Genomic DNA, 24,954 nt, shown 5'->3' with positions numbered 1-24,954 from the left:
TTCTCCCGTCCACGGGAGAAGGTGCCCGAAGGGCGGATGAGGGCAGCTCTGGCAGACACCGTCCGACCACAGCTCACCGAGCAACTCCATGAGCCTGGCCATTCTCTGCCCCGGCCAAGGCGGCCAGCACCCGGAGATGTTCGCGCAGGTGGCGGATGCGCCGGCTGCGGCTGCGGTCGTCGCGCTCGCGGACACGCTGCTGGGCACATCGTCCCAGCGTCTGGCGGCCGATCCCGGCCGCTATGCCAATGCCATCGCCCAGCCGCTGGTGTGCGCAGCGACGCTGGCGCAGTGGCAGGCGCTACGCCAGCAATTGCCGGCGCCCTTGATGGCGCTGGGCTATAGCGTTGGCGAGCTCGCCGCGCATGCCGTGGCCGGCAGCATGGAGATCGCCACCTGCCTGCGGCTGGCCGCCACCCGCGCCCGCCTGATGGACGCCGCCAGCCCCGCGCACGCCGGGCTGATGGCGGTGGTCGGCCTGCCGCTCATCACGCTTGAATCGCTCTGCAACAGCCATGGCGCCGCGCTTGCCATCATCAATGGCAATGACCATGCCGTGCTCGGCGGCCCACGCGCCGCCTTGCAGGCGCTGGGCGATGACGCGCAGGCGCGCGGCGCGCGCACGGCCTTGCTGCCGGTCAGCGTGCCCGCGCATACGCCGTGGCTGCGCGACGCAGCCGATGCGTTCGCAATCGAATTGAACAAGGTGGCAGTGCGCGCGCCAGCGGTGCGCGTGCTGGCCGGTATCGATGCGCGCGCGGTCACCACGCCGGCACTGGTCATCGACAGCCTGTCGGCACAGATCGCGCAGATCGTGCGCTGGCGCGACGTGCTGGTGCAGGCGGCCGAACGCGGTGCGCGCGTGTTTCTCGAACTCGGCCCCGGCAGCGCACTGGCGCGCATGGCGCGCGAGGTCGTACCGGAGTGCGAGGCACGCTCGGTCGATGAATTCCACAGCACCCACGGTGTCGTGGAGTGGGTCGCCGCCGCGTGCGAGCGCGCGGCATGAAGGACTGGCAGGTGGCATAGACGGCGTGACCCTTGGATGGCGGGTGGCCATCCGTGCTGTACGCGTATCAGGTGTCTGGGAGGGCGCATGACCCCGCAAATTGCAACGATTCTTGGCTTGGTTGTCATGTTCATCGTGGCGACCGCATTGCCCATCAACATGGGTGCGGTGGCCTTCGCGCTGGCGTTCATCGTCGGTGGCGTGTGGGTGGGGCTGGATGGCAAGGAGGTCTTGGCCGGCTTTCCCGGTGACCTGTTCCTGACACTGGTCGGCATCACCTATCTGTTCGCCATCGCGCAGAAGAACGGCACGATCGATCTGCTGGTGCATTGGGCGGTGCGTGCGGTCCGCGGGCGCATCGTGGCCATTCCGTGGGTGATGTTCGTCATCACCGGCCTGCTCACCGCCTTCGGTGCGTTGGGGCCGGCAGCGGTGGCCATCATCGGCCCGGTCGCGTTGCGCTTTGCCAAGCAGTACCGCATCAATCCGCTGATGATGGGCCTGCTGGTGATCCATGGTGCGCAGGGCGGCGGCTTCTCGCCGATCAGCGTGTATGGCGGCATCACCAACAAGGTGGTGGAAAAGGCCGGGCTGGATGTCACCGAAATGGCGGTGTTTCTCACCAGTCTGGGCTTCAACCTGATGATGGCGATCATCTGCTTCTGCGCCTTCGGCGGGCTCAAGCTGATGCGCCGGCAGGAGATGTCGCTGGCCGATGCCCAGTACGTGCCGGTCACCGGCGATCAGGCCTCGCAACGCCGCTTCGCCATCGAAGGCCATGGTGCGCTGGTCGCTGCCGGTGGCGGCACCTTGTCCACCGACCCACTGGCCCTGGAGGCGGTGGCAATCACCCGCGACCGGGTCATCACCTTGGTCGGTCTGCTTGGCCTGGGTGTCGCGGCGCTGGTCTACAACCTCAATGTCGGTCTGGTGTCGATCACCGTCGCGGTGGCGTTGGCGCTGATCTCGCCGAATGCGCAGAAGGGTGCGGTGGACGGCATCAGCTGGTCCACGGTGCTATTGATCAGCGGTGTGGTGACCTATGTGGCCGTGCTGGAAAAAGCCGGCGCGGTGGACTACATCGGCACCGGCGTCTCGCACATCGGCATGCCGCTGCTCGGCGCGCTGCTGGTCTGCTATGTGGGTGGCATCGTGTCCGCATTCGCCTCGTCGGCGGCAGTACTGGGTGCCACCATCCCGCTGGCGGTACCGTTCCTGATGCAGGGCCATCTCGGCGCGGCCGGGGTGATCTGCGCGTTGGCAGTGTCGTCCACCATCGTCGATGTCAGCCCGTTTTCCACCAATGGTGCGCTGGTGGTGGCCTCGGCCGCCAAGGAAGAGCGCGACGGCCTGTTCCGCCGCTTCCTGGTCTACAGCGGGCTGGTGGTGGTGTTGGGGCCGCTGGCGGCGTGGCTGTTGTTCGTGGTGCCGGGTTGGCTGTGACGCCGGCGGCATCGGGCAGGGTCCAGGGGCGCCCCGGTAGAATGGGCGCCCCCGCTCCACTCCCGACGACCTGCCCACCATGACCCTCGCCCCTGATTCGCGCAGCGCCAAGAAGCGCGTACCGCTGTACGAGGAAGTGGCAGAGCGCCTGCGCCAGAAGATCTACGACTACGCATTGCCGCCGGGCGAATGGATCGACGAGCCCGCGCTGGCCGAAGAGCTCGGCATCAGCCGCACCCCCTTGCGTGAAAGTCTCAAGCTGCTCGCAGCCGAAGGCCTGGTGCAGCTGGACGCCGGCCGCGGCAGCCGGGTCACGCGGCTGACGCTGGAAGACCTCAACCAGCTGTTTCCGGTGATGGCGATGCTGGAAGGCCGCTGCGCACACGACGCGGTCAAGCGCATCGACGCAGCCGGTGTGCAGCGCCTGGAGGAGTTGCATGCGGCGATGGAGGCCTCGGCCGCCTCCGGCGATCTGGCCGAGTACTACCGCAACAATTATCTGATCCATGAGACGGTGCAGCACTACGCCGGCAATCCGTGGCTGATCCGCGTCACCCACGACCTGCACCGCATCCTCAAGATGCATCGCGGGCGGCAATTGCTCACGCCGGGCCGCATGGCGCAATCGCTGGCCGAGCATCGGCAACTGATGGAGTGCGTGCGGCGCGGCGATGCGGAAGGTGCGGAGCGCACCATGCACGGGCATCTGCTGAGCCAGGGCCAGGCACTGGCAGCCTATGTGGCGGCCGGCGGCATGTTGAATGTACCGGCACCGTTGCCGCGCTCGGGCGGGGTGTAGTCGTCTGCTTGAACGGGGCGGAGTGCTGCACTCTGCATCACGTGCTGCAGCTGAGACTGGCATGGCCGATCAAGGAAACCCCGCCTGAGCAGGAAGCGCGCGAACAGTGGCATGCGCGTGACGCTTGATGTCGAACAAGTGTTCGCCTGGCGGGCGAGCAACTGAGAGTTTCACGCTCAGCACCAGACATGCGTCATGCGCTGCGTTGCGTCACGAACATGCCCAGGGCTTCCAGGGCCGCGACAATGGAGGCGACCGGCGGCGAGCGATCGGTGTCGTAGTCGAGCCGCACGCCAACGCGCTTGTCTCCGTGCGCCTGGATGAGCTGCGCGCGGCCATACACATCGGGCAGATAGAGCAGCGCACCCCACGGTGCATCTACGCGATGAGCTGCCGGTGTGAATCGCAGGATCGCAGCGGCGACGGCATCCACGCCCAGCGCCCGTGCGGTGAACAGTTCGACAGTGGCGCGGTCGATGCCGGAATCGAAGCTGACCAAGGCCGAGCGCAGGACGGGGCCATCAGTGCCCCAGTCCAGCGGGTCGAAAAAACCCTGCGGCATCCAGTACACACGTTCGTCCTGGCGTGGCAGTACGAACAGCGCGTGGCGTTGGCGGCTGTAGAGGATCTTGTCGCCGTCGAGCGAGGACCCGAAGGCCACGCCCTGGGCCGCTTCGTCGCGGTTCAAGGTGTGGTCTTCGCCCCAGAAATCGTCGAAGTACTCGCGCACGAACGCCTGTTCGGCCGGCGTCTCGGCGATGATCTCGGCGGGCAGGCGCACGATCACGCGATTGTCGTAGGTGCCGGCGCCCCATTCGGTCACGTACTCGGCGTAGCCGGCCGGCAGGGGCTGGCCCAGCCAGTCGGCAAGCCTCTGCACCTCGGCGTCGGTGGCACGTTGCAGTTTGGGAGTGATCAGGTAGGGCGGCGGTGTGGTCATGGGAAGTTGCGGATCGTCGTGTCGCGGAGAAGCCTGACTCTATACACCGTGGAAGTGTGGGCTTGTGTCTGCGGGGTGGTTTGGGGTTGCTGCGGCTACGTCGTGGTGTTGAAGCGGCTGCTTTCAGGCAGGAGGCTTGAGGTCGGGTTTTGAAGCAATAGCTCTGAGGGAGATGCTTTGAAGCTGAGCTTTTTTACGCAACGGCTTTGAAGCAAGGGCTTTGAAGCAAGGGCAAGGGCTTCCGCGCCTGGCGGCGCGGGGTGACTTTTGTCTTGGCAAAAGTCACCAAAACGCTGTCGCCGACGCAATCCGGCGCGATACAGCCGCGCCGGTCCCCTGCGCTCCTCGCCACGCGCGGCACGGCGCCCAAACTCGCTTCGCTCAGACAAGGGCGCCTCTTCGGCCACGCATGACTGCGGTGCTCGGCTTGCTTTAAGGCGACTTGGAGTAAGCAAAATGCGCAGGCAACAGCAACAGCAACAGCAACAGCAACAGCAGCAAAAAACAGCAGCAAAAAACAGCAAGAACAACAGCAAGAACAACAGCAAGAACAACGGCAAGAACAACGGCAAGAACAACGGCAAGAACAACGGCAAGAACAAGGGCAAGAACAAGGGCAAGAAAAACAGCAACAGCGGGAGCAACAGCAACAGCGATAAAATCACCGAAGAAAACGATAGGAAGTGAACGGCAAGTCCAATACTCGGTTCGCTTCCCAGTCGACGATTGATCGACAGCAGAGATTGCCTGTGCCGGGGTATGTCAGGTGGCACGCAGTAGGTTGCAGAAGTACGCTGCTTTTCCAGCGTTCCCAGCCAGCCCGGTAGAGACGCGCCCTTTCGATGCGGCAATGCCACATCGACAGCTTCCGCGGTTGGCGACCAACTGTCTCCCCGTCCTTCTCCCACCTGTGGGAGAAGGTGCCCGAAGGGCGGATGAGGGCGGTGCCTGGTGCCAGGCAGCCTCTGAACAACTCATGGGCCTGCAATCCGGCCCAATCGCGACAATCGCCATCGATGAAGATCAAATGCTTGCGAGCGACCTGGCCTGTCTGGGACGTCGATCGGCAGCCTATGAAAGGTTGGTTCAGAGCTCCCCTAGTGCATGCCCAGCGCAAGCAGGTCTTCCACGCGCGCGATCAGCTGCGTTCCGGCTAATCCGGCAAACACCTCCGGATGCGCATAGCCCCAGGCCACCGCGGCAAATGGCAGGCCCAGCACCTGGGTCGCTTCCCAATCGGCGACCTGATCGCCCACATAGATCGCCTGTGCCGCGGTGTGCGATGTGGCGCGCAGCACGCGTCGCAGGGCGCGCTGTTTGCCCAGCAGATGCGCGCCGCCTTCAATGAGGGCGAACTTCTTACTCAGCTCTTCGCCCAGCACGCGTTGCACGTTCTCTGCCGAGTTGGACGACACCACCGCCAGCCGCGTCCCCCCGCCGTGTAACGCGCCGACTGTCTGCGCGATGCCGGGAAACAACGCCGCCGGCGGCGCGGCGCGCATCAGGCGGATGAAGTCGGCCGCCACCAGCGGAACCTTCCAGGCGGGTAATCCGGACTGCTTGATCAGCGCGCGCGTGCTCAACCTGCGCGCGGCGTCCACTTCATGCGTTTCGGCCGCGCGGAACCCGTGCCGCGCAGCCAGTTCGCGCTGTGTGCTCAGGAAGAAGCCGAACGAATCGGCCAGGGTGCCGTCGAAATCGAAAATGATCAGTGCAGGCATGGCAACGCGCAGGGCAGGGCGCTATAGCCTAACTAACCCGCCCTACAGCTCCCACGCACACACGTCCCCACGTGTATGCGCAGGCGATGCAAGGCGCTAGGCTTCGGCGAAGTGCGGCACGATCGGCGCGTCGCCGTGCGCGCTCTGCTCGATCACCTTGCGCTGCATCGCCGCCAGATAGGCATCCAGCTCCTCGGTGGAGGCGAACACATCGCTCAGCGGCACGGCCTTCACCATGTCGAAGACCTTGCGGATCTGTGGCTGGGGGTGCGACACCAACACCTTGCCATGACGCGTGGCCAGCGCCTTGCGCGCCTTGAAGATGCTGCGGATGCCGGCGCTGGAGATGTATTCCAATGCGGCCAGATCCAGCACCAGGGTGGTGATGCGGGTGCCCAGCAACGGCGACAGCGCCGCGTCCAGGTCCTGGTAGGTATGGGTATCCAGCCGCCCGGTCAGGATGACGCGTTGACGGGTGTCTTGCGGCGGGTCGATCTGGATGGCGAGCGTAGTCATGACAAAGCCTCGGGGACAGGGGCGTACGGGTGCAGCAGGGTGATGCGCACGATGTTGTATGCACCATCGCGGCGGTAGTCGATGTGATCAGCGAACTGATGCACCAGAAACAACCCCAGGCCGCCAATCTGCCGATCGTCGAGCTCGCCGGTTACATTGGGCATGGCGGCGCCGCAGGGGTCGAAGGCGGTGCCGGGGTCGTGCATCTCCAGCACCAGTGCCTGCGGGTCGAGCTGCAGCTGCAGGCGTAGCGGTTGCTCCGCGCACTGGCCGTGGGTGAGCGCATTGCAACCGAGCTCTTCCACGATCAGCCGCACCTGGCCGATCCGCTCGGCATGCAGGCCTTCGCGCGTCAGCGAGTCTTCCAGCGCGTCGTTGGCACCGGCCAGTTGGGCCAGCGACGGGGCGATGGCCAGATCGAGCTTCATGGGGTCGTTGCCTTTCCGGGACGCTCCCGGCCAGCCTCTGCCACCCGTCCAGCATGCTCCTGCCGCAGCCGGATCGCCAGCAGGGTGATGTCGTCGTAGGGGTCGGCCTTGCCGGTGAAGTGGGCGATGTTGGCGATCACCGCCTTGCATTGCGCCGCCGCGCTGCGGCGTGGCCGCAACGCACCGAGCAGGCGCTCCAGCCCATAGCTGGCGCCCTGCTCGTCCATCGCTTCGGTCACCCCGTCGGTATAGCCCAGCAGGGTCTGCCCGGCGGTCATGCGCCCCTGCAGCACCGGGTAGGCCACCTGCGGCTCGATACCCAGCGGGCCGCCGGTTTCCAGCGGCAACGGGTAGGCCTTGCCATCGATATCGATCAACAGCGGCGGCTCGTGCCCGGCGCTGGCCAGCCAGTAGTCGCCGCTCACTACATTGATCAGCCCGCACAGCACGGTGGCGAACATGCAGGTGTCGTTGTTTTCGGCCAGGCGGGTGGAAGCGGCGATCAGGATGCCGTCCGGGCGCGTGTGCCGGCGCGCAGCGATTTCCAGCACGCTCACCGCGCGCGCCATGAACAGCGCCGCCGGCACGCCCTTGTCGGAGACATCGCCCACCACGAACCACAGCAATCCGGGCTCGGTTTCGAAGAAATGGTAGAAATCGCCGCCCACCGCCTTGGCCGGCTCCAGCCAGGCGCAGGTTTCCAGGTGCGAGCTGGCACGGTCGAAGGTGCGCCCGGAGGGCAGCATCGCCTGCTGGATCTCGCGCGCAATCTGCAGTTCGCTGTGCATGCGCTCGCGCGCGGCGGTCATCTCGCCGATCTCGGCGATATGGTGGCGGATCGCATCGCGTGCGCTATCGAACGCGCGCGCCATCACGCCCACTTCGTCATTGCGCTCGATATGCCGTAACGGGTACTCGAATTCGCCACGACGGAAGTGCTCGGCGGTGTCGGTCAACTCTTCAATCGGCCGCGTCAACTTGCGTGTGATCCGCACCATCAGCCACCACCAGACGGCCGCACCCACCAATGCGGCCGCAGCCACCCATGCGGCCAGCCAGTTCAGGCCAGACAACACATAGCCTTCCGAGGCCGACAGCACAAAGGTCCAGCCGCTGCGTCCAACTGCCGCGCTATGGGTCAGGAAGCGCTCGCCGTCGGGCGCAGTGTGCGAGAACGAGATCGGCTGGCCGGCGGCCATCGCACGCTGCAACGGCGCCAGATCCGGTCGCGAACGCGCCACATAGCGATCGAGCGTGGTGTGCAGGTCCAGCGCCGGATCCGGGCTGAACACCAGCATGCCTTCCGGCGACAATAGCATCGGCCGGATACCGATATCGCGCGGCAACTGGTCGATGATCTCGCGCAGATGCTGCAACGGCAAATCCACGCTCACCATGCCGACAGGCGCTGCATCGGGCGCATCGCCCGGCCGCCGCAGCGGCAGGTTGTAACTGGTGTAAAGCTCGTTGCCGCCATTGGTGTTGAGGTACGGCTCGGACCACCACGCGCGGCCTTCGCGCTGGGTGCGCAGGTACCAGGGCATCGCGCGATAGTCGTAGCCCAGTTCCATCACCGACTTTTCGACGGTGCGCGTGCCGTCGCGATGCACGTACCAGACAAACCCGGTGTCGCCGGCTTTTTGCGTCCGTGGTTCGATGATCAGCCGCGCTGCACCGATATCCGGGTCGCCACTGAGCGTGGCCAGCAACAACGCGCGCAAGTTGAACGGCTGCAACCCCACCGCACCACTGCTGGCCGCCAGCGTGCGCCCGCTCACCTGCACCGAATCCAGCATCGCCGCCAGGCTGCGCGCGGTCTGCTCGGTCAGGCCGTCCACTTCCACGCGCGCCGCTTCCACCAACTCCGCGCGCGCGCCAAGGTAGAACACCGTGCCCAGCACGCTCAGCAACACCACCAGCACCGCGGTGGCGGCGAGCAGTACGCGCATGCGCAGGCTGTTGCGCCAGTGCACGCGCGCAATGACAGCCACGCTGTCGGCGGGCGATGTGAGAACCGTGGCGATAACACGCTCCCCCTGGCGGATAGCGCAGATCATCGCAGTTTTCCCGCCGGCGACAACTGCCCGATGCCCGCTCACGGCGGCCTCATCCTCAGCTGCCGTAAATTGACCCTCCAGGCTCGAGCGAACTAGATTGAGCCCCCTATCGCCATGGAGGCCGGCCTTGCGCCTGATTCTCACACCGAGCCTGCTGGCCCTACTGCTTACGGCCTGTAACGCCCCGGAGACCAGCATGACCCAGACCCTTTCCCCCGCAACCGAGGCCACTGCAGAAGCCAACGTCGAGGCCGGTGGCCGCGGCCTTGCCAAGCTGAATCCAAACCCGCGCAAGGCCTTCGAGGTCACGCTCACCTTGAAGAACGCGCCTGGCGCGTTCGCTCTGGTACAGGGCGCGGCGCAGTACGACGTCAGCAACGAAGCCGAATGCGGCAAGATCCAGCCGGAAACCGGTACCGCCGGGCGCATCACCAGCCAGGAAGACTTCGCGCTGAAGAAGGTGTCCGACACCGAGTACCGCGGCACCGTGTATCTCGATCTGATGCAGGACGAGAACTATTACGGTCGCGGCGTCTGTCATTGGGAATTCAGCGGTGCCAGCGTGATGCTGAAGGCCACCGGTGCAGAGGAAGAGACCCGCTTCCTGTCGTTTATCGAAGGCAAGACGGTGACTGCGCAGCAGGCGTCCACGGAGTATTACTGGAGCGAGCGTTACCCACGCTCTGAAATGAGCAACTTCCCAGATATGGGCAAGCACGCTGCTGAGGAGTTCAAGCCAGAGATCCGCGACAAGCTCTTCACCATCACGTTGGCTGCCAAGGAAGTTACGCCATGACCATCCCGTCTCCGCAATATGCCGGCCTTTCCGATGACGTCTATAAGGATCGTGCAGTAGGCCGCCGCGCCCCTGGGCATGAAGAGATCGTGACGATCGAAGGGCAGCGCTACGCTGTTGTCGAACACGTCAATAACAAGGCGAATGGTTACCAAGGCACGATTTACCAACGCGAGGGCACTGGGGAGATCGTTGTTGCGCACCGCGGTACCCAGGGCGCACTCAATGACATCCTCACCGATGCAACCATGGTCACCTCGCGGACCAATCCGCAGGCAGCCGATGCTTTGGCATTGACCAAGCATGCCCTGGATTATGCAAAGGAAATCGGCAAGGAAGAGGGGCGTACACCGCAAGTCACCGTCACCGGTCACTCGCTCGGCGGCACGCTCGCGCAAATCTCGGCGCACCACTACGATCTCAAGGGCGAAACCTTCAACGCCTATGGTGCGGCCAGCCTGAGTTACCGCATTCCGGAAGGCGGCAACAGCGTGCTTAACCACGTGATGGCATCGGACCCGGTAAGCGCGGCGTCGCCGCATTTCGGGCAGGTACGCATCTACGCAAAGCCGACTGAAATGCTCGCCTTGGGCGCATCGGGTTATAGCAATAGTAAGGCCAATTTCCTGATTCCGGATGACCCGCTCATGGCCGCGGGGGCGTCGCTGGGTGCGCACAAGTTAGGTAATTTCCTGGGCGAGCACTCCGCACTCACCGACCCCAATGCGCGCCCGCTCGCGGAAAAGAACGCGCGGATGATCGAGGAGTACCGCAGCGACGTTAACGAGCTGCGTACCGGTACCACCATCGTGACACGCGGCCCCCAAGGCCTTGGGCGTGATGTGGTCGACGCCATCCGCGGCCCGCTCGCCCCGGGCGAGCCGGCCAGGCGCGATGCGCGCGAGCATGGCAACGACCACACTTCGCTGCGAATCGATCAGCCCGGGCACCTGGGCAACGCCTTGTTCCAGGATGCGCAGCGCGGCGTGCATGCGCAGGACGCACGCGCCGGGCGCACACCCGACCAGCAGAGTGCGCAGTTGTCCGGCTCGCTTGCCTCGGAGATGCACGCCGCCGGCGGCCAGCGCATCGATGCGGTGATGATGAGTCAGGATGCCGCACGCACGTTCGCCGTGCAGGGCCGCGTGGACGACCCGGCGCAACTGCGTGTGAGCGTGGACACCATGACCGCCATGAACACGCCACTCGAACAGAGCAGTCAGCGCGTGGCCGACAACGCCGCACGGCAGTCGGTGGCATTGGAACAGCAGCAGACCCAGACCCAGCAGCAACAGCAGGGCGCCCGCGCGCTGGGCTGAGTGCGCTCATGCAGGCGTGGCGTCGTGGCGCCCGGTGGCTTGGCTGCCATCCGTTACGCGGCGCCGCCTCCATCTGCCAAGCGCCATCGCAGGTTGCACACACAACGCCGGCTTGCCCGGCGTTGTGCCGTTCGGTCGCCGACGCGCCTGCGGCGAGGGCGTGCCGCGTGCTCCGAACGGGCAGGGCGTCGGGCAGCAGGAGTGCCCCGATGCCCGCCAGGCGGGTATCGCCGAACTGGAATCGCCCACGGTGCTGCGCGGCGCGCCGCTGACGTGTGTCGAGTCGGTGCGGCTGTTCCAGCATCGGCAGTCGGCCCAAGCGATGCGCGCGGTGAGCGTGCGGCGGTGATCAGCTAAGCGCCCTGGCATCATCAATGTCGACTATCGCTATCCCGCTGCCAGCGAGTTTGCGCGTCCGGCAGCGCGCCCGGCTGCCGCGATGCCCGTCGCGCGTCGCCGCGTCGCACCGGGCCAGGTCCATGTTCTGTGGCAGCGAACTGGTCATGCGTATCGCTGCAGCGACTGCGCGCGCGGAGCAGAGGTTTTGCGCAATACCGCGCCGGTTTCCTGCTGCACCCGCACAACACTGTGCTGTCGCACACCAACGCCAGGTCGCTGGTGCAGGCTTTTTCCGCCGCGAGATATGCCGCATTCCTCCGGTACCTATAGCGAGCGCGACCGCGTTGCGCGGCCGTGCTGGAATCGCCCCCGTTTCGCGGCGTGCCTGGCCGTCGCAAGCATCGCCCGTATCGCTACGCATCACGCGGCGGATTCGGGAGGGGATCAGGCAGGGCGCCATCTGGCGCGACATCCATCGATCAAGGGAGAGGGTTTCATGCGCATTTTTCGTACCGGGTACAGCCGTTTGCTGCTGGTGCTGTTGCTGGGGCTTGTCAGTGCCGGTGCCGGCGCGCAAGGCATCGCCAAGGGCGCCGATGTCAGCTGGCTCAATCAGCAGGCAGCCAACAATCCGCCGCAGGTGTTTCGCGATGCAGCGGGCAAGACCACCGACTTCATCAAGCTGTTCAAGGACGTCGGCGGCAACGCCATTCGCCTGCGCGTGTGGGTCAATCCCTCCGGCGGCTGGAACGACGGCCGCGACACGCTCGACAAGGCCAAGCGCGCCGCCGCGCAGGGCATGCGCATCATGATCGACTTCCACTACAGCGACAGCTGGGCCGACCCCGGCAAGCAGACCAAGCCAGCCGCCTGGGCGGGCCACTCCGTCGCCCAGCTCAATACCGATGTCTACAGCCACACCCAGGGCATCCTCAAGTACCTCAAGGACAACGGCATCACCGTCAGCTGGGTGCAGGTGGGCAACGAGATCAACAGCGGCATGCTGTGGAACGAGGGCAAGACGCCCAACTTCGCCACGCTGGGCCAGTTCATCAACAGCGGCTACAACGCCACCAAGGCGGTGTATCCCAACGCCAAGGTCATCGTGCACCTGGCCAACGGTTACGACAACGCCAACTTCCGCTGGTTCTTCGACAACCTGCGCTCGGCCGGCGGCAAGTGGGACGTCATCGGCATGTCGCATTACCCGCCGGTCGGCAGCTGGCAGGACTACAACAACCGCCTGGACACCAACATGCGCGACATGATCTCCCGCTACGGCAGCGACGTGATCGTGGCCGAGGTCGGCATGGACTGGCAGCAAGCCGCCACCACCCGCGCCATGCTCACCAACCTGCTCAGCCGCAGCAACGCCATCGGCTCGCGCGTCCTCGGCGTGTTCTATTGGGAACCCAACGCCTACCCGGGCTGGCAGGGCTACACCATGGGCGCAGTCAACAACAACGGCCAACTGACCGAAGCGTTGCAGGCGTTCTGACCGGCACGCGTCCCATCGTTCGTCTTCGTCCGTTCGTCCCGCCCTCGCTCGGTGCGGGATCAACGCCGCTCTCCCCTCGGGGCGAGAAGGCTCGGCTTGCGCGCCACCGGCGCGCGTGCCTTGGAGCGCCCGCGCCGTAAGCGCGGGCCGGGGTGCGGAGCGGGGGGGGGGGAGGGCGAAGAAGTCGTCGCTTCACGTCTGAAGGCGCGTAGCGACGCGTTTGTCATTCCAGGCATTTACAGATGCCGGAGGCGCCCCTCATCCGCCCCTGCGGGGCGCCTTCTCCCCATGAAGGAGGACAATGTCCCGATGGGAGAAAGGCCCATGCGTCGGCTCCGGCGCGTGGTGGCCCTCATCCTTTGGTCGTATCCCGGTCGCGCCCGCTGCGCTTGATCCTCGCCCCAGCCGGTAGCGCCACCCCACCCAGCGCACGACACCGTCCCATTCCATACGCCACCGTAGCGAGGAATGGCAACAGGTGCGTGCGGTACACTTGGGGGTTCACGAATTCACGATGTCGACACACCCGCGGGGTGTGTCCCCCCGGGAGCGCTAATGAACTGGTTGAACGAAGTGCTGCACAACGATCCGAACCCGCTAGAGACGCAGGAGTGGCTCGAATCGATCAAGGCCGTCATCGACGTCGAAGGCCCGGAGCGCGCCCATCAGCTGCTGGAAGGCATGGTCGAACAGACCCGCCGCGCCGGCGCTTACCTGCCGTTCTCGCCCACCACCGAGTACGTCAACACCATCGCACCGGCCAATGAGGCCAAGAACCCCGGCGACTCCGCGCTGGAGTGGAAGATCCGTTCGATCATCCGCTGGAACGCCATGGCCACCGTCGTGCGCGCCAACCGCAAGCCGGGTGACCTGGGCGGCCACATCGCCTCGTTCGCCTCCAGCGCCACGCTGTACGACGTAGGCTTCAACCACTTCTGGCGCGCGCCCTCGGACACCCATCCGGGCGACCTGCTGTTCATCCAGGGCCATAGTGCCCCGGGTATCTACGCCCGCGCCTTCCTCGAAGGCCGCATCAGCGAATCGCAGCTGGACAACTTCCGCATGGAAGTGGACGGCCAGGGCATCTCCTCCTACCCGCACCCGTGGCTGATGCCCGAGTTCTGGCAGACCCCCACCGTGTCGATGGGCCTGGGCCCGCTGGCTGCCATCTACCAGGCGCAGTTCATGCGCTACCTGGAAAACCGCGGCCTGATCGAGAAGTCCGACCGCAAGGTGTGGTGCTTCATCGGCGACGGCGAGAGCGACGAGCCGGAAACCCTCGGCGCCATCGCGCTGGCCGGCCGCGAAGGCCTGGACAACCTGATCTTCGTGGTCAACTGCAACCTGCAGCGCCTGGACGGCCCGGTACGCGGCAACGGCAAGATCATCCAGGAGCTGGAAGGCGTGTTCCGTGGCGGCGGCTGGAATGTCATCAAGCTGCTGTGGGGCGGTTACTGGGATGCGCTGCTGGCCAAGGACACCGACGGCGTCCTCAAGAAGCTGATGATGGAAACCGTCGACGGCGAATACCAGAACTGCAAGGCCTTCGGCGGCGCCTACACCCGCGAGAATTTCTTCGGCAAGTACCCGGAGACCGCGGCCATGGTCGCCGGCCTGTCCGACGACGACATCTGGCGCCTGAACCGTGGCGGCCACGACCCGCACAAGGTGTACGCCGCCTACCACCAGGCCGTGAACACCAAGGGCATGCCCACCGTAATCCTGGCCAAGACGGTCAAGGGCTACGGCATGGGCTCGGCCGGTGAGGCGCTCAACCCCACCCACCAGACCAAGAAGCTGGACGACGCGGCGGTCAAGCACTTCCGCGACCGCTTCAACATCCCGGTGACCGACGCCCAGCTGGAAGACGGCCAGGTGCCGTTCTACCACCCCGGCGAAGACTCCCCGGAAGTGCAGTACCTGAAGGAGCGCCGCAACGTGCTCGGCGGCTTCCTGCCGCAGCGCCGTCCCAAGGCCAGCAAGTCGTTTGTGGCGCCCACGCTCGACAAGTTCGAGCGCCTGCTCAAGGACAGCGGCGAGCGCAGCTATTCCACCACCATGTCCTTCGTACAGAGCCTCAACATCGCCCTGCGCGACAAGGAACTGGGCCCGCGCATCGTGCCGATCGTGGCCGATGAGGCGCGCACTTTCGGTATGGAAGGCATGTTCCGCCAGATCGGCATCTATGCCCCGTTCGGCCAGAAGTACAAGCCGGTCGACGCCGACCAGCTGATGTACTACCGCGAAGACCAGACCGGCCAGGTGCTGCAGCAGGGCATCAGCGAGCCGGGCGCCATCGCCTCGTGGATGGCCGCCGGCACCAGCTACTCGGTGTCCGACGTGCCGATGCTGCCGTTCTACATCTACTACTCCATGTTCGGCTTCCAGCGCGTGGGCGACATCGCCTGGCAGGCAGCGGACATGCGCACGCGTGGCTTCCTGCTCGGCGGCACCGCCGGCCGCACCACGCTCAATGGCGAAGGCCTGCAGCACGAAGACGGCTTCAGCCAGGTCATCGCCGGCTCGATTCCGAACGTGCGTAGCTACGACCCGACCTTCGGCTTCGAAGTCACCGTCATCATGCAGCACGGCATGAAGGCGATGATGGAAGACCAGATCGACGAGTACTACTACATCACCCTGATGAACGAGAACTACGCCCACCCCGGCATGCCGGAAGGCGCAGCCGAGGGCATCATCAAGGGCATGTACCTGCTCACCGACGCCGGCAAGCCCAAGAAGGGCGAGCTGCGTGTGCAGCTGCTGGGCAGCGGCACCATCCTGCGCGAGGCCATTGCCGCGGCCGAGCTGCTGGACAAGGACTTCGGCGTCACTGCCGACATCTGGTCCTGCCCCAGCCTCAACGAAGTGCGCCGCGACGGTTACGCCGTGGAACGCTGGAACCGCCTGCACCCGGAAGCCGAACAACGCAAGCCCTATGTCACCCAGCTGCTGGAAGGCCGCCAGGGCCCGGCCATCGCCGCAACCGACTACGTGCGCGCCTTCGCCGACCAGATCCGCGCCTTCGTCCCGATGACCTATACCGTGCTCGGAACGGATGGGTTCGGTCGTTCGGACACGCGTGCCAACCTGCGCCGCTTCTTCGAGGTCGACCGCTACTACATCGCACATGCGGCGATTGCCGCGCTGGCGAAGGACGGCAAGATGACGGGCAAGGATGTGGCCCGGGCGATCAAGCAGTACAAGATTGATCCGGAGAAGGCTAATCCTGTTGGGGTTTGAATGGCCCTGGTAGTCAGTGCAAAAAAGCGAGGGCGGCCGAATAGGCCGCCCTCGCTTTTTGAGTATGATTGCATCCACATCATCGACTGGCCTTGCTTGCCGTCGTCCAAGTCTAGCGAAGGGAAGATATGCAGCCTTTGATCAAAGCGGAGAGGGCATCAGAGCCGGAAATTCTAGATATTTCGATAGAAAAACTGCACTTTGATCCAGATAATCCGCGTTTACCTTTGAAGCTTCGTGGTGGCGCGGAGAGTGAAGTTTTTACATATCTTCTCCGTGAGTGCAGCTTAGTGGAGCTGATGCTCTCAATCGGGTCTCAGGGATTCTTTCAGGGAGAGCCGCTTTTAGTGGTTCCCAAGGAAGGAACGACAGATTTCGTGGTTGTGGAGGGTAATCGTCGTCTAGCTGCAGTGAAGCTACTAGGGAGGAACGATCCCCCGCCAATACTTGTCCGACAGGTTACAGCTGCGAGGGAAGAAGCTACTAATAAACCTGAAAAAGTGCCGGTTCTTAAATTCAAGAAACGTGACGATATTCTTGTATATCTTGGATATAGACACATCACTGGCGTGAATGAATGGGGGGCGCTTGAAAAAGCTCGTTATCTCCAGCAGCTCTCGCAACATTTTGGTGATATTCCCGATAAGAACAAAATTCTAGCTAAACAAATTGGCAGCAGGTCGGATTACGTATCTCAAACATTATGTGCGTTAGAGCTGGTAGAGGTTGCTAATGACGATGGATTTTTCGAAAAAAACTCTATTGATCCGGATAAGATTTCCTTTTCTCTTCTAACTACTGCATTGAGTTATACTAGTATATATGAATATGTCGGCCTGAAGTCAAGGGAGGGGTTTGAGTATCATGAGATTGATCGAGAAAAACTAAATGAACTCTTTACCTGGATATTTAAGGAGGAGGGTGGGCGAACTCGGTTGGGTGAATCTCGTCAACTTAAAACCTTGGCGCGTGTTGTAAAGAACGATTCCGCCTTAAAGAGCTTCAAAAGAGGCGCAAGCCTTGATGAGGCAGATCTCTTCACTGATGGACCATTAGTCCTTATAAGGAAGTTGATGGCTGAGGCTGAAAGCCGGCTCTCAACCGCTCTCGAAAACTTAAGGCATGCAAGTGGGTTAAATATGCAGGATCTTGAGAAGGCCCAAGGGTTAGAGAAATCTGCTAGATATCTTAGAAGCTCTATAGACTCAGAGGTTTCGAAGGAATAGCCCAAGGATGAGCTTTATATCGATTAATAAAAAGCCAATTGATTCGGATACCCATACGTGTCTTGACTTCATGGAGCTTCTTTGCCTGGTAAACATGGATGGCGTATCAACTGTTGATACTGCAATCGATCGTTTCTTTGATTCGCCCGGCGCAGGTCGAGGGGACGATGATGTAGAAGAAGCAGAAGACATGGATGAGGAGGCGTCGGATAGAGATGAAGGGCGAGCGCCGGTAGTCAATCGCCGTAGGGCTCTAGTAACGCGACTTAGACGAAGATTCTCTGATGCCATCTCACTTGCTTCCTGGAGAAACTCAGAGTACGGGGATAGTTACCCATTTACACTAGATGCCTCGAACTCAATGCTGAGTTTAAAAGCTGAGCTAAGAGAGCTGAACTATGTGTATTTGTTTTTACTTATCTCAGCAAACTTGGCTTTTGTGAAGGAGCGCGCGAACGATATAACAAATGAGTTCGAGCGGATGTCAATGGTCGCATTTTCATCCGTAATGCCCGCTGGATCTCAAGTTCATATTTTCGGAAAAGCCAATGCAAGTAGGTACTCCGGTAGTGCATACAATAAGTTGGCGTCTTTGTGTGCTGATATAAGAGCGTCACTTTCCGTGGCAGAAGAGGATTACCGTCCTAATGACTCTGGTGACAGCGGAATCGATTTGGTGGCTTGGCACGGTATGGGGGACATGCAGTCACATATAGTAGTAGGTCTAGGGCAATGCGCATGTTCCAGGTCGAATTGGACTAACAAGCAGTTAGCTGCATCTCCGCAAAATCTTCACTATGTGAATTCTCCCGCCTCCTGGAAAACCTTTATGTTTGTGCCGATTTGCTTTAGGCGGATCGGAGGGCAGTGGGCTGTAGCAACTGAGATAGCTAGTGTCATTTTTCTAGACCGTCTGAGACTGATTAAGGGCATAGAAAATAGCGGCATAGGCTCTTTTCCCTTCGCCGAAAATCTTGTAAGAGAGGTGATGGCAAGTGAAAGTATCGTCTAAAGCAAATATAATTCGGGTTCAATTCTAAGGCTAGACTTCTTGTGAAAGTTGCATCTTTTTTCTCTGGGTGCGGTGGGCTCGACATTGGAGCCCAAGCAGCTGGCTGTGAAATTGTTTTCGGAAATGACGTTGTCAGAGACGCTGCAGATACTTTTTCTCAGCAGTTTCCTAAAGCTGAAGTTTTTAATGGGCCGGTTTCACAGTTGATAGCTTCTCCGGATGCCGACATTTTTTCTGGGGGATACCCGTGTCAGTCATTTTCTATGGGAGGGCGTCGTGATCCTGGTGAGGATAAAAGATCTGATCTTTATCTAGATTTCGTGAGAATGCTCAATTTGGGTGCGCCTAGATTCTTTGTTGCTGAAAATGTAATAGGTTTGATGAATTTGCGCGAAGGTGAGTTTTTTAAGAAGCAAATTTTAGAGCTGTCAAAAGCTGCAAATGGATACGAAATTTCTTTTTCACGCATGGATGCTCATCGCTATGGCCTAGCCCAGAGACGCTCTAGAGTTTTAATTGTGGGGGTTCGCAAGGATCTTCGTTTAAAGTTTGAGTTCCCTAAACCAACACATGGTTCTGGTTTGCTTGATTTTGTTTCGCATGGGGACTTAATCGCACATTTGCCAGAATGGCCTGAGGGTGAGTTCTACGAAAGGAAAGGGGGGGATGGTGACAACTTCCCTTGGTACTATATGTCTAGAAATCGGAAGGCTCCATGGGATGGACCCTCATACACGGTAGTAGCAAACTGGCGGCATACCACGTTACATCCTGCTTCCCCTGCCATGGAGCTAACTTGGTCTAATCTTAAAGATGGTTCAAAGCAGCGGTGGGATTTTACAAGTAATTATGAGCATCTTGAAAAAGATGCCAATAGACGTACGCTCGTGAAGCCGCGACGTTTGTCTTGGCGCGAGTGTGCATTGTTGCAGGGTTTCCCGGATGGGTTCTTACCTGCGGGAGGAATTCAATCAAAATTCACTCAGGTAGGGAACGCTGTTCCGCCTCCCTTAGCCAAGCTCATATTTACCGGCATAGTGAATGGAAATTCCTTGATTCCTATTTCATGACGAAGGGTCTCGAAAAAAGTAGAGTGGTAATTAGTGAGCGGGAAAGAGGGCGCGCAAGTACTAAACGAGCCGCTCGTACAGGCCCGCGCGGCGATGTCTGATAGCGAGCCTGTATCGCTGCCGTCAGGCTGAGGTCTTCTTCTTGAGCAGGAGACCCAGCCATGCCGCGTCAGCCGCGTCTGGAACTGCCCGGCGTTCCGATGCATGTCGTCCAGAGGGGCGTGAATCGATGCGAGATTTTCTTGCACGATGAAGATCGGTACCACTATTGCCTTCTACTATGCGTGGCTGCGAGCGCTTTGCTGTGCGAGTGCATGCGTTTGTGCTGATGGACAACCACGTGCACCTGCTGGTCTCGGCGGATAAGGCTGGCGCAGTGTCTTCGACGATGCGGCCCAGCGGCCAATCGTATGTGCAAGCTTTCAACGTCAGGCACCGGCGCAGCGGAACACTGTGGCAGGGCGGTTCAAGTCCTGCCTGGAACAGACCGAACAGTATGTGCTCACTGCCTTGCGCTACTCAATCCGGTACGCGCCCGCATGGTGGCACTGCCAACCGAGTACCACTGGTTAAGCGGGCACACGCATCTGGTGCGCGCGAAAAGTCAACTCATCACGCCGCACAAGGTCTTGGCTGCGATGTAGCCGAGAGGTTGTCTGTCTATGCAAGTGGCTTCATGCGGGTCTAGCCCGAGAGGTCAAACATGCAATCCGCCTTCACTTCATGCAGGAGCGCGCCTTGGGTAGGCCAACAACGTGCCGTCCGCGTGGTCGTCCTGCTGGGGTAACTCAGGTTGGTTAGTTGCCCCCGTCACTTTATATGGCGTAGGAAATAAACCGGACGGCTGCTAGCACTGTATAAATAAGCAGGGCCATAGACGCGCGGCTCGCTAGTTTTGCTTAAAGTAAAGGGATACACATGCAACGATACTGCCAAATACTGCTATGTGTTCTGGTCTGCTCAGGCATCTCGCTGCTGACAAGTTGCCAGGCACAGACAACCCAGACGCAGGACGTGCCAACGCGCGTTGCGGCTGATGGGCAGGTTCCCATCGTACGACCGCTGCAGTTGACGGCGATGACCAGTCCGATGGTGGTCGAATTCAACGTGCAGCCTCCTGGTAAGAGCGCAACTGACACACTGTTCCTGGGTATCCGCGTCGGTGACGAGGATGCTCTGAAGTCACTTGAAGCTGCTCAAGCGCTCCGCAGATCCAGCCTGCACGCTGAGCTTGTTCTGAAACGGCTTGAACCAAGCGGCGCAGTCAACATCCCATTGGTGCGCGTTGAATCGCAGGCCGGCGTCCCCGCTCGGACCATCGCTGTGAGTGCAGACGGGCGTGTTCCAGGCGTGTGGCTGGACGAGGTGGATGGCTCGTCCCTTCAATCTGCGGGTCTGGAATCTCCAGAGCGTCGCTACACGCAGCTTGCCTTCGCATGGGCGCAAGGAATTCAGCCTGGCAGGTATCGGCTGAGCATCAGGCTGCTTGGCCAGCCGCCGCAGTTGGCATCGATCAAATCCGAGTTGCTGGTCGCTTGCCGGCATAAATCAAAGTAGGAACACCTCATGGACGATAAATACGCTGTCACTCTCTACTTTGCCGCGCCGGGGATACCGCTTCTTGACGGTGGAACATCGGCAGCAGGGCACATGTACTACACAGTCACGCACGGGAAGGAACAAACCAGCTTCGGGTTTGCGCCCATCGAGCACGGCGCGATGTCAGGGCCTGGAAAGGTCTACAACGAGAGACGAATAACGGGGTCAGGTTAACTTATCAGTCGGCGGTGTTCGGTTTGCGTGGCCGATGAGCGGGCCTGATGCCTGCAAAGCGGTGGGTCTTGGCTTGGACCATTGCGCGGAAGGCGTCGTGGCCCAGGGCTCGCTGCTGCTGTAGATGAAGGCGAATGCTGGCAGCAGTTCGTCGGAGAGGGCTTTATCGAGCAGAGCACGGTAGGCGTTGGATCGCTCGATCGGGTCGCTGCCAAGCGCAAGCCAACAGGGATGCGGTGTCAGTGCGGAGTGCTTGCGTTGGCCTAGGCTGGCTGGGCAGCTGGACCAACAATACGCTGCCGGGTTGTCGGTCAGGCGAGCACGCACCGGATTGAGCTCAATGTAGCGATAGCAGCGAAGGACGTAGTCCGCACTGTCCACAAGACACGCTTTGTACCGGCCTTCCCATAGTGTACCCGTGCGCCTGTGGCGGCCATTGAACAATGCGACGTAGTTTCGCCCAAGGCGTTGCATCATTTGCCCGATTCGTCCCGCTGCAGGTGGCGTGACTAGCAAGTGCACATGGTTGTCCATCAAGACGTAAGCGTGCAGCTGGCAGCCTGTGGCGTGCAGGGCTTCATGCAGCAAGTGCAGGTAGCGCAATCGGTCGCCATCATCCAGAAAGCACGGCAAGCGGTTGTTCCCGCGCTGCACGATGTGCTGCGGGATGCCGGGAACGTCAATACGCGGAAGTCTGGCCACGGTACAAGACTCGCAGCCAGGCGTTGGTGCTGATAGCGAGGAAACCCTCCCGAAAGCTGAGGCCGTAGCCTGAAATTTGGCTAGGAGGTGAACCTGACCCCGTTAGCGCCGACCCCGTTAGCGCCGGACCCCGTTAGCGCCGCAATAGGCAGGCGACGATCACCTCGGCTATGATCTGCCGGCCTTTCGAGCCACGCGCTCGGAACGAAGAACACTTGGGGATGGGCATGAAATTTCTGACACGGAATGTTGCGTTGCTCGCCATGGCTGCGTGCCTGGGTGGCTGCGGTAATCTCGGCAAAACGATGGAAGAACGCATTACCGATGCGATGCCGCCAGGGAGTGAGGTTCTCGCCGGCAAAGCTGGCCTGGATGCGACGGCGAAGATATTTGCGGCTGATGTTGCGGCGCTGGAATCCGAATATCAGTCAAGGTTGATACGTCGCGCTCGGGAATGCTCGGGGAGTTATGTGCCCTCTTTTCTCTCAAGTGCGCAGGATATCCGCTCTGCGCTGAGCGACAAGGCATGCTTTGTCAGTGCCGATGCGTCGCTTAGCCAATGGCTGGGAATGCGTCGAGCCAGCCTGCTAATCGCCGCTCCGCCGTTGCGCGCTGTCCCCAAATCTCCATTGCAGGTGCTGACGGCGCCTAGTTACATTGCAGATGCGGCATTCGCAACACGGGCTGGCGTCGCCTTGCTGCAACTTGCCGACAAGTACATGGTGGTGGATATCGGTAGCGGCCAGGTCGTGGCAGAGAGGAATGGTCTCTTCACCTCGGCGACCTTATCACCAAACGGGCGGGTGGTGATTTCCAGCAATAGCGAGGGGCGCGTGCAACTCAGTGACACCGAGTCCGGTGACGCGCTCGCGACCTTTACGATGACGCCCTCGGGAATCCACCTTGTTGGGGATGTAGGTGTGATCTACACGCCACGAAACAACTCCGACCAAAAAATGGGTAACGCGGGGCCTGTGTTTCTGGATTTGGCCAGTGGAAATATACAGTCGCTCCCTCTGTCATCGCCGGGCCTGCAGATGGTATATCCAGTGCCGGGCAAGCCACTACATTTTCTACTGATGGCGTGGAAAACGATTGCAGAAATCGAGCTGCACCGTGATGCTGAGGGATGGACTACGCGAATCCTTTCCCAACGCGAGATGCCGATCTCTGGATGGGGGCGCTCCAACCTTTCGTCCGATGAGACATTCGCTTTTTCTGTGGCCGGGGGGATCAAGCGGCTTGCGCTGCCATCACTGCAGGCGTCAAGTATTACGCTATCGCCGCTTATGGCGACGTCTGCAACGACTACGCCGGATCCCGATGCTCTTGTAATCACCGGCTATTTCACCAACGACCCGGAGGGTAGTCGGACATACATTTACTCGATCAGCAAACGCACGCTGGCTGAACTGGACGATGTTCCAGGAGTGGGTAGTCGCGTGCTCTACGTACCCTCGTTACGCCGCAATGCCGTGGTCGACAACGCGCAGATCAGGTTGGTGGAGAGGTTCCAGTCGCAGCCGCCCGTAGACGTGAATACCTATCTTGAAGTGCGGACACAGGCGATTGCCCAGTTGGTGGCTGCACGTAATGCACAACTGAACCAGTCATTGCTCCGGGCTGCCGAAGTAGAGCGGCATGCGGCAGGCGGGATTCCGATGACCACCGAGCAATTGCGCCTACTGCGCGCAGCGCTATTGCGATCTACTGCAACTAACAGCGCACGGGCGACGGCACCACGTTTGCCGCATGGAGAAATCGCTGAGCTTGGGCGAACCTCGCATATTGAAGCGGTCGGCGTTTACGAGGGGCGTAGAGAAACCAGTACGTCAGGGGCCGGCGCCCGCATCGGGACCGTGCAGGTGCGGGTACGACGTTCGAACAAGCCGATCATCCTGGTGCTGAGTTCGTATGAGTCTGTCCGCTGGATAGTGACGCTTGAGCCGGGCGCCAAGCTGGCAGCAGTGCTGACTAGTGGCTACTCGCAATCGCAAGTGTATGGAGCTGGCGCGGCGCGCATCCATCAGGTGGGAAACGCCTATGCCTACCAGCGAGGCGGCGATGGGTACACAGCGCTCGATGCGGAAGTCGTTGCGATGACCGGAAAATCGATTGAGAGATTCCAGGGCCGCTATACCGGTGAATTGTTCATGATCGGTATGTAATCAGTCCAGTACCTGAGAGCAAGGCAATGCCAAGTTGCCACACGCGTAACTTGTTGGACTCACGGCTTGGCTTGGCGAGAAACGAGGGGTGCTGGCGGTGTAGGGATCGACTAAGCGTTTGGTTCCCAAAATAACGGGGTCAGGTTCGCTTAGTCGGCCTGACTTTTTGTGGGCTAGGTGGGTGCGGATAACGTGCCGGGTTGCTGCTTTTTACTTCCGCGGAACGTAGTGACGAAGTCGCCCCGTCTTCGTTGAAGTCACGTACATAGCCGCCATCGACACGTTTTGTGTTATTAAGGAATAGCGCTAGTTGCAGCCGGTAATGCTGATGAATCCTTAACGTCGTCTCACAAAAAGATACACACCTGAAGTGGATCGAGGGCATGGAACGTAAGCTATGAGAAATTCAGACTTGTTGATGATGGCCGTGCTGGCTATGTCGACCACTGCATGTGCGGAGAACAAAGTGCCGGTTCAATACTCCCAGTTGTCGTTGTCTCCCTTGACTGTTCATCGGCAGGACACCGAGAATGTGCGGATAGATTTCAAGGTGCCAATGGAGAGTCAGTATTACGTTGCGGGTGCTGACTATGAGGTGGTGAATGGCTCTTTGTCGGTGAGGATTCTTCGATGCTCTATCCATGAGCAATGCAAGGCCATGGCCGACTTGTTGCCGGGCCTTTCACCTTCGGTGGGGAGCGTAGTCATTCCTTTCACGGGAAATCGCGTGCGCATTGCGCACGGTGACGGTATCCAGGCGTTCGACATCTAAGGATGGTCTGATCAACGCCATCGGAGGATGAGGTAAGCCGCATCGGTCGCGCCAATGACGCTCAGGCCTGCGGTTTTTGGCCGTTTCCGGCGCATGTGCGCGGTGTTGCCCCTGCTACAGGCA

The 24,954-nt window shown here is 61.1% G+C and carries 22 protein-coding genes and 1 pseudogene; 17 read left to right on the top strand and 6 right to left on the bottom strand.

Annotated features, from left to right (window positions below; translation table 11 throughout):
- The first annotated feature begins 88 nt into the window (after positions 1-88).
- The 3 genes from mdcH to A7D17_RS01540 all read left to right on the top strand — a co-directional run bounded on the left by mdcH (position 89) and on the right by A7D17_RS01540 (position 3,251).
- Positions 89-1,009, top strand: coding sequence for a malonate decarboxylase subunit epsilon (mdcH, locus tag A7D17_RS01550; protein WP_064507495.1), 921 nt, complete (start codon positions 89-91; stop codon positions 1,007-1,009).
- 87 nt (positions 1,010-1,096) lie between these two features.
- Entirely contained in the window at positions 1,097-2,452 is a 1,356-nt protein-coding gene (locus A7D17_RS01545; protein WP_064507494.1) for an SLC13 family permease, read from the top strand.
- A 79-nt stretch (positions 2,453-2,531) separates the two neighbouring features.
- Positions 2,532-3,251, top strand: a complete 720-nt coding sequence (locus A7D17_RS01540; RefSeq protein WP_064507493.1) for a GntR family transcriptional regulator — start codon at positions 2,532-2,534, stop codon at positions 3,249-3,251.
- A 193-nt stretch (positions 3,252-3,444) separates the two neighbouring features.
- Here A7D17_RS01540 and A7D17_RS01535 read toward each other — a convergent pair whose 3' ends face one another.
- The gene (locus A7D17_RS01535; protein ID WP_064507492.1) at positions 3,445-4,191 is read right to left on the bottom strand and encodes a hypothetical protein; all 747 of its coding nucleotides are present in this window, start codon (positions 4,189-4,191) and stop codon (positions 3,445-3,447) included.
- Between the two features lie 456 nt (positions 4,192-4,647).
- Between A7D17_RS01535 and A7D17_RS24395 the strand changes: the two genes are divergently transcribed.
- Entirely contained in the window at positions 4,648-4,878 is a 231-nt protein-coding gene (locus A7D17_RS24395) for a hypothetical protein (RefSeq protein WP_064507491.1), read from the top strand.
- 410 nt (positions 4,879-5,288) lie between these two features.
- Here A7D17_RS24395 and A7D17_RS01525 read toward each other — a convergent pair whose 3' ends face one another.
- The 4 genes from A7D17_RS01525 to A7D17_RS01510 form a co-directional block, all read right to left on the bottom strand.
- A complete protein-coding gene (locus tag A7D17_RS01525; protein WP_064507490.1) occupies positions 5,289-5,912 on the bottom strand; it encodes an HAD hydrolase-like protein in 624 nt (207 codons plus the stop codon).
- 96 nt (positions 5,913-6,008) lie between these two features.
- Complete coding sequence (locus A7D17_RS01520; protein ID WP_064507489.1) at positions 6,009-6,428, bottom strand: STAS domain-containing protein; 420 nt, start codon at positions 6,426-6,428, stop codon at positions 6,009-6,011.
- A complete protein-coding gene (locus A7D17_RS01515; RefSeq protein WP_064507488.1) occupies positions 6,425-6,856 on the bottom strand; it encodes an ATP-binding protein in 432 nt (143 codons plus the stop codon). Before A7D17_RS01515 ends, A7D17_RS01520 begins: the two co-directional genes overlap by 4 nt.
- Positions 6,853-8,913 carry a SpoIIE family protein phosphatase gene (locus A7D17_RS01510; RefSeq protein WP_082861644.1) on the bottom strand — a complete coding sequence of 687 codons (2,061 nt, stop codon included), beginning with the start codon at positions 8,911-8,913 and terminating at the stop codon, positions 6,853-6,855. Before A7D17_RS01510 ends, A7D17_RS01515 begins: the two co-directional genes overlap by 4 nt.
- Positions 8,914-9,109: 196 nt before the next feature.
- Between A7D17_RS01510 and A7D17_RS01505 the strand changes: the two genes are divergently transcribed.
- From A7D17_RS01505 to A7D17_RS22345, 11 genes are all read left to right on the top strand, one after another.
- Positions 9,110-9,709, top strand: a complete 600-nt coding sequence (locus tag A7D17_RS01505; protein ID WP_064507487.1) for a hypothetical protein — start codon at positions 9,110-9,112, stop codon at positions 9,707-9,709.
- Positions 9,706-11,028, top strand: a complete 1,323-nt coding sequence (locus A7D17_RS01500; protein WP_064507486.1) for an XVIPCD domain-containing protein — start codon at positions 9,706-9,708, stop codon at positions 11,026-11,028. Before A7D17_RS01505 ends, A7D17_RS01500 begins: the two co-directional genes overlap by 4 nt.
- Positions 11,029-11,140: 112 nt before the next feature.
- Positions 11,141-11,377 carry a hypothetical protein gene (locus A7D17_RS01495; RefSeq protein WP_153041875.1) on the top strand — a complete coding sequence of 79 codons (237 nt, stop codon included), beginning with the start codon at positions 11,141-11,143 and terminating at the stop codon, positions 11,375-11,377.
- Between the two features lie 486 nt (positions 11,378-11,863).
- Positions 11,864-12,865: an arabinogalactan endo-1,4-beta-galactosidase gene (locus A7D17_RS01490; RefSeq protein WP_064507484.1), complete on the top strand. Its 1,002-nt coding sequence runs from the start codon at positions 11,864-11,866 to the stop codon at positions 12,863-12,865.
- A 555-nt stretch (positions 12,866-13,420) separates the two neighbouring features.
- Positions 13,421-16,108: a pyruvate dehydrogenase (acetyl-transferring), homodimeric type gene (aceE, locus tag A7D17_RS01485; RefSeq protein WP_064507483.1), complete on the top strand. Its 2,688-nt coding sequence runs from the start codon at positions 13,421-13,423 to the stop codon at positions 16,106-16,108.
- Positions 16,109-16,236: 128 nt separating this feature from the next.
- Complete coding sequence (locus A7D17_RS22360; RefSeq protein ID WP_082861642.1) at positions 16,237-17,334, top strand: ParB N-terminal domain-containing protein; 1,098 nt, start codon at positions 16,237-16,239, stop codon at positions 17,332-17,334.
- A 7-nt stretch (positions 17,335-17,341) separates the two neighbouring features.
- Positions 17,342-18,346, top strand: a complete 1,005-nt coding sequence (locus tag A7D17_RS23830) for a hypothetical protein (RefSeq protein ID WP_153041874.1) — start codon at positions 17,342-17,344, stop codon at positions 18,344-18,346.
- A gap of 41 nt (positions 18,347-18,387) precedes the next feature.
- Positions 18,388-19,416: a DNA (cytosine-5-)-methyltransferase gene (locus A7D17_RS22355; protein ID WP_082861641.1), complete on the top strand. Its 1,029-nt coding sequence runs from the start codon at positions 18,388-18,390 to the stop codon at positions 19,414-19,416.
- A 280-nt stretch (positions 19,417-19,696) separates the two neighbouring features.
- Positions 19,697-20,104 (top strand): transposase, encoded by a 408-nt coding sequence (locus A7D17_RS24745; protein ID WP_323210239.1) that lies wholly within the window; start codon positions 19,697-19,699, stop codon positions 20,102-20,104.
- Between the two features lie 389 nt (positions 20,105-20,493).
- Positions 20,494-20,973: a hypothetical protein gene (locus A7D17_RS01475; protein ID WP_239692117.1), complete on the top strand. Its 480-nt coding sequence runs from the start codon at positions 20,494-20,496 to the stop codon at positions 20,971-20,973.
- A 9-nt stretch (positions 20,974-20,982) separates the two neighbouring features.
- The gene (locus A7D17_RS22345) at positions 20,983-21,189 is read left to right on the top strand and encodes a hypothetical protein (RefSeq protein ID WP_239692116.1); all 207 of its coding nucleotides are present in this window, start codon (positions 20,983-20,985) and stop codon (positions 21,187-21,189) included.
- 4 nt (positions 21,190-21,193) lie between these two features.
- Here A7D17_RS22345 and A7D17_RS22340 read toward each other — a convergent pair.
- Positions 21,194-21,891 (bottom strand): annotated as a pseudogene (locus tag A7D17_RS22340) (transposase).
- A 227-nt stretch (positions 21,892-22,118) separates the two neighbouring features.
- On the opposite strand from A7D17_RS22340, the gene A7D17_RS01465 reads away from it, so the two are divergent.
- On the top strand, positions 22,119-24,059 hold the full coding sequence (locus tag A7D17_RS01465; RefSeq protein ID WP_153041873.1) for a WD40 repeat domain-containing protein: 1,941 nt from the start codon (positions 22,119-22,121) through the stop codon (positions 24,057-24,059).
- Positions 24,060-24,456: 397 nt separating this feature from the next.
- Positions 24,457-24,831: a hypothetical protein gene (locus A7D17_RS01460; protein ID WP_153041872.1), complete on the top strand. Its 375-nt coding sequence runs from the start codon at positions 24,457-24,459 to the stop codon at positions 24,829-24,831.
- The last annotated feature ends 123 nt before the right edge of the window (positions 24,832-24,954 follow it).

Source organism: Xanthomonas floridensis (assembly GCF_001642575.1).
Classification (GTDB): Bacteria; Pseudomonadota; Gammaproteobacteria; order Xanthomonadales; family Xanthomonadaceae; genus Xanthomonas; species Xanthomonas floridensis.
This window is presented reverse-complemented; position numbering and strand designations above follow the sequence as displayed.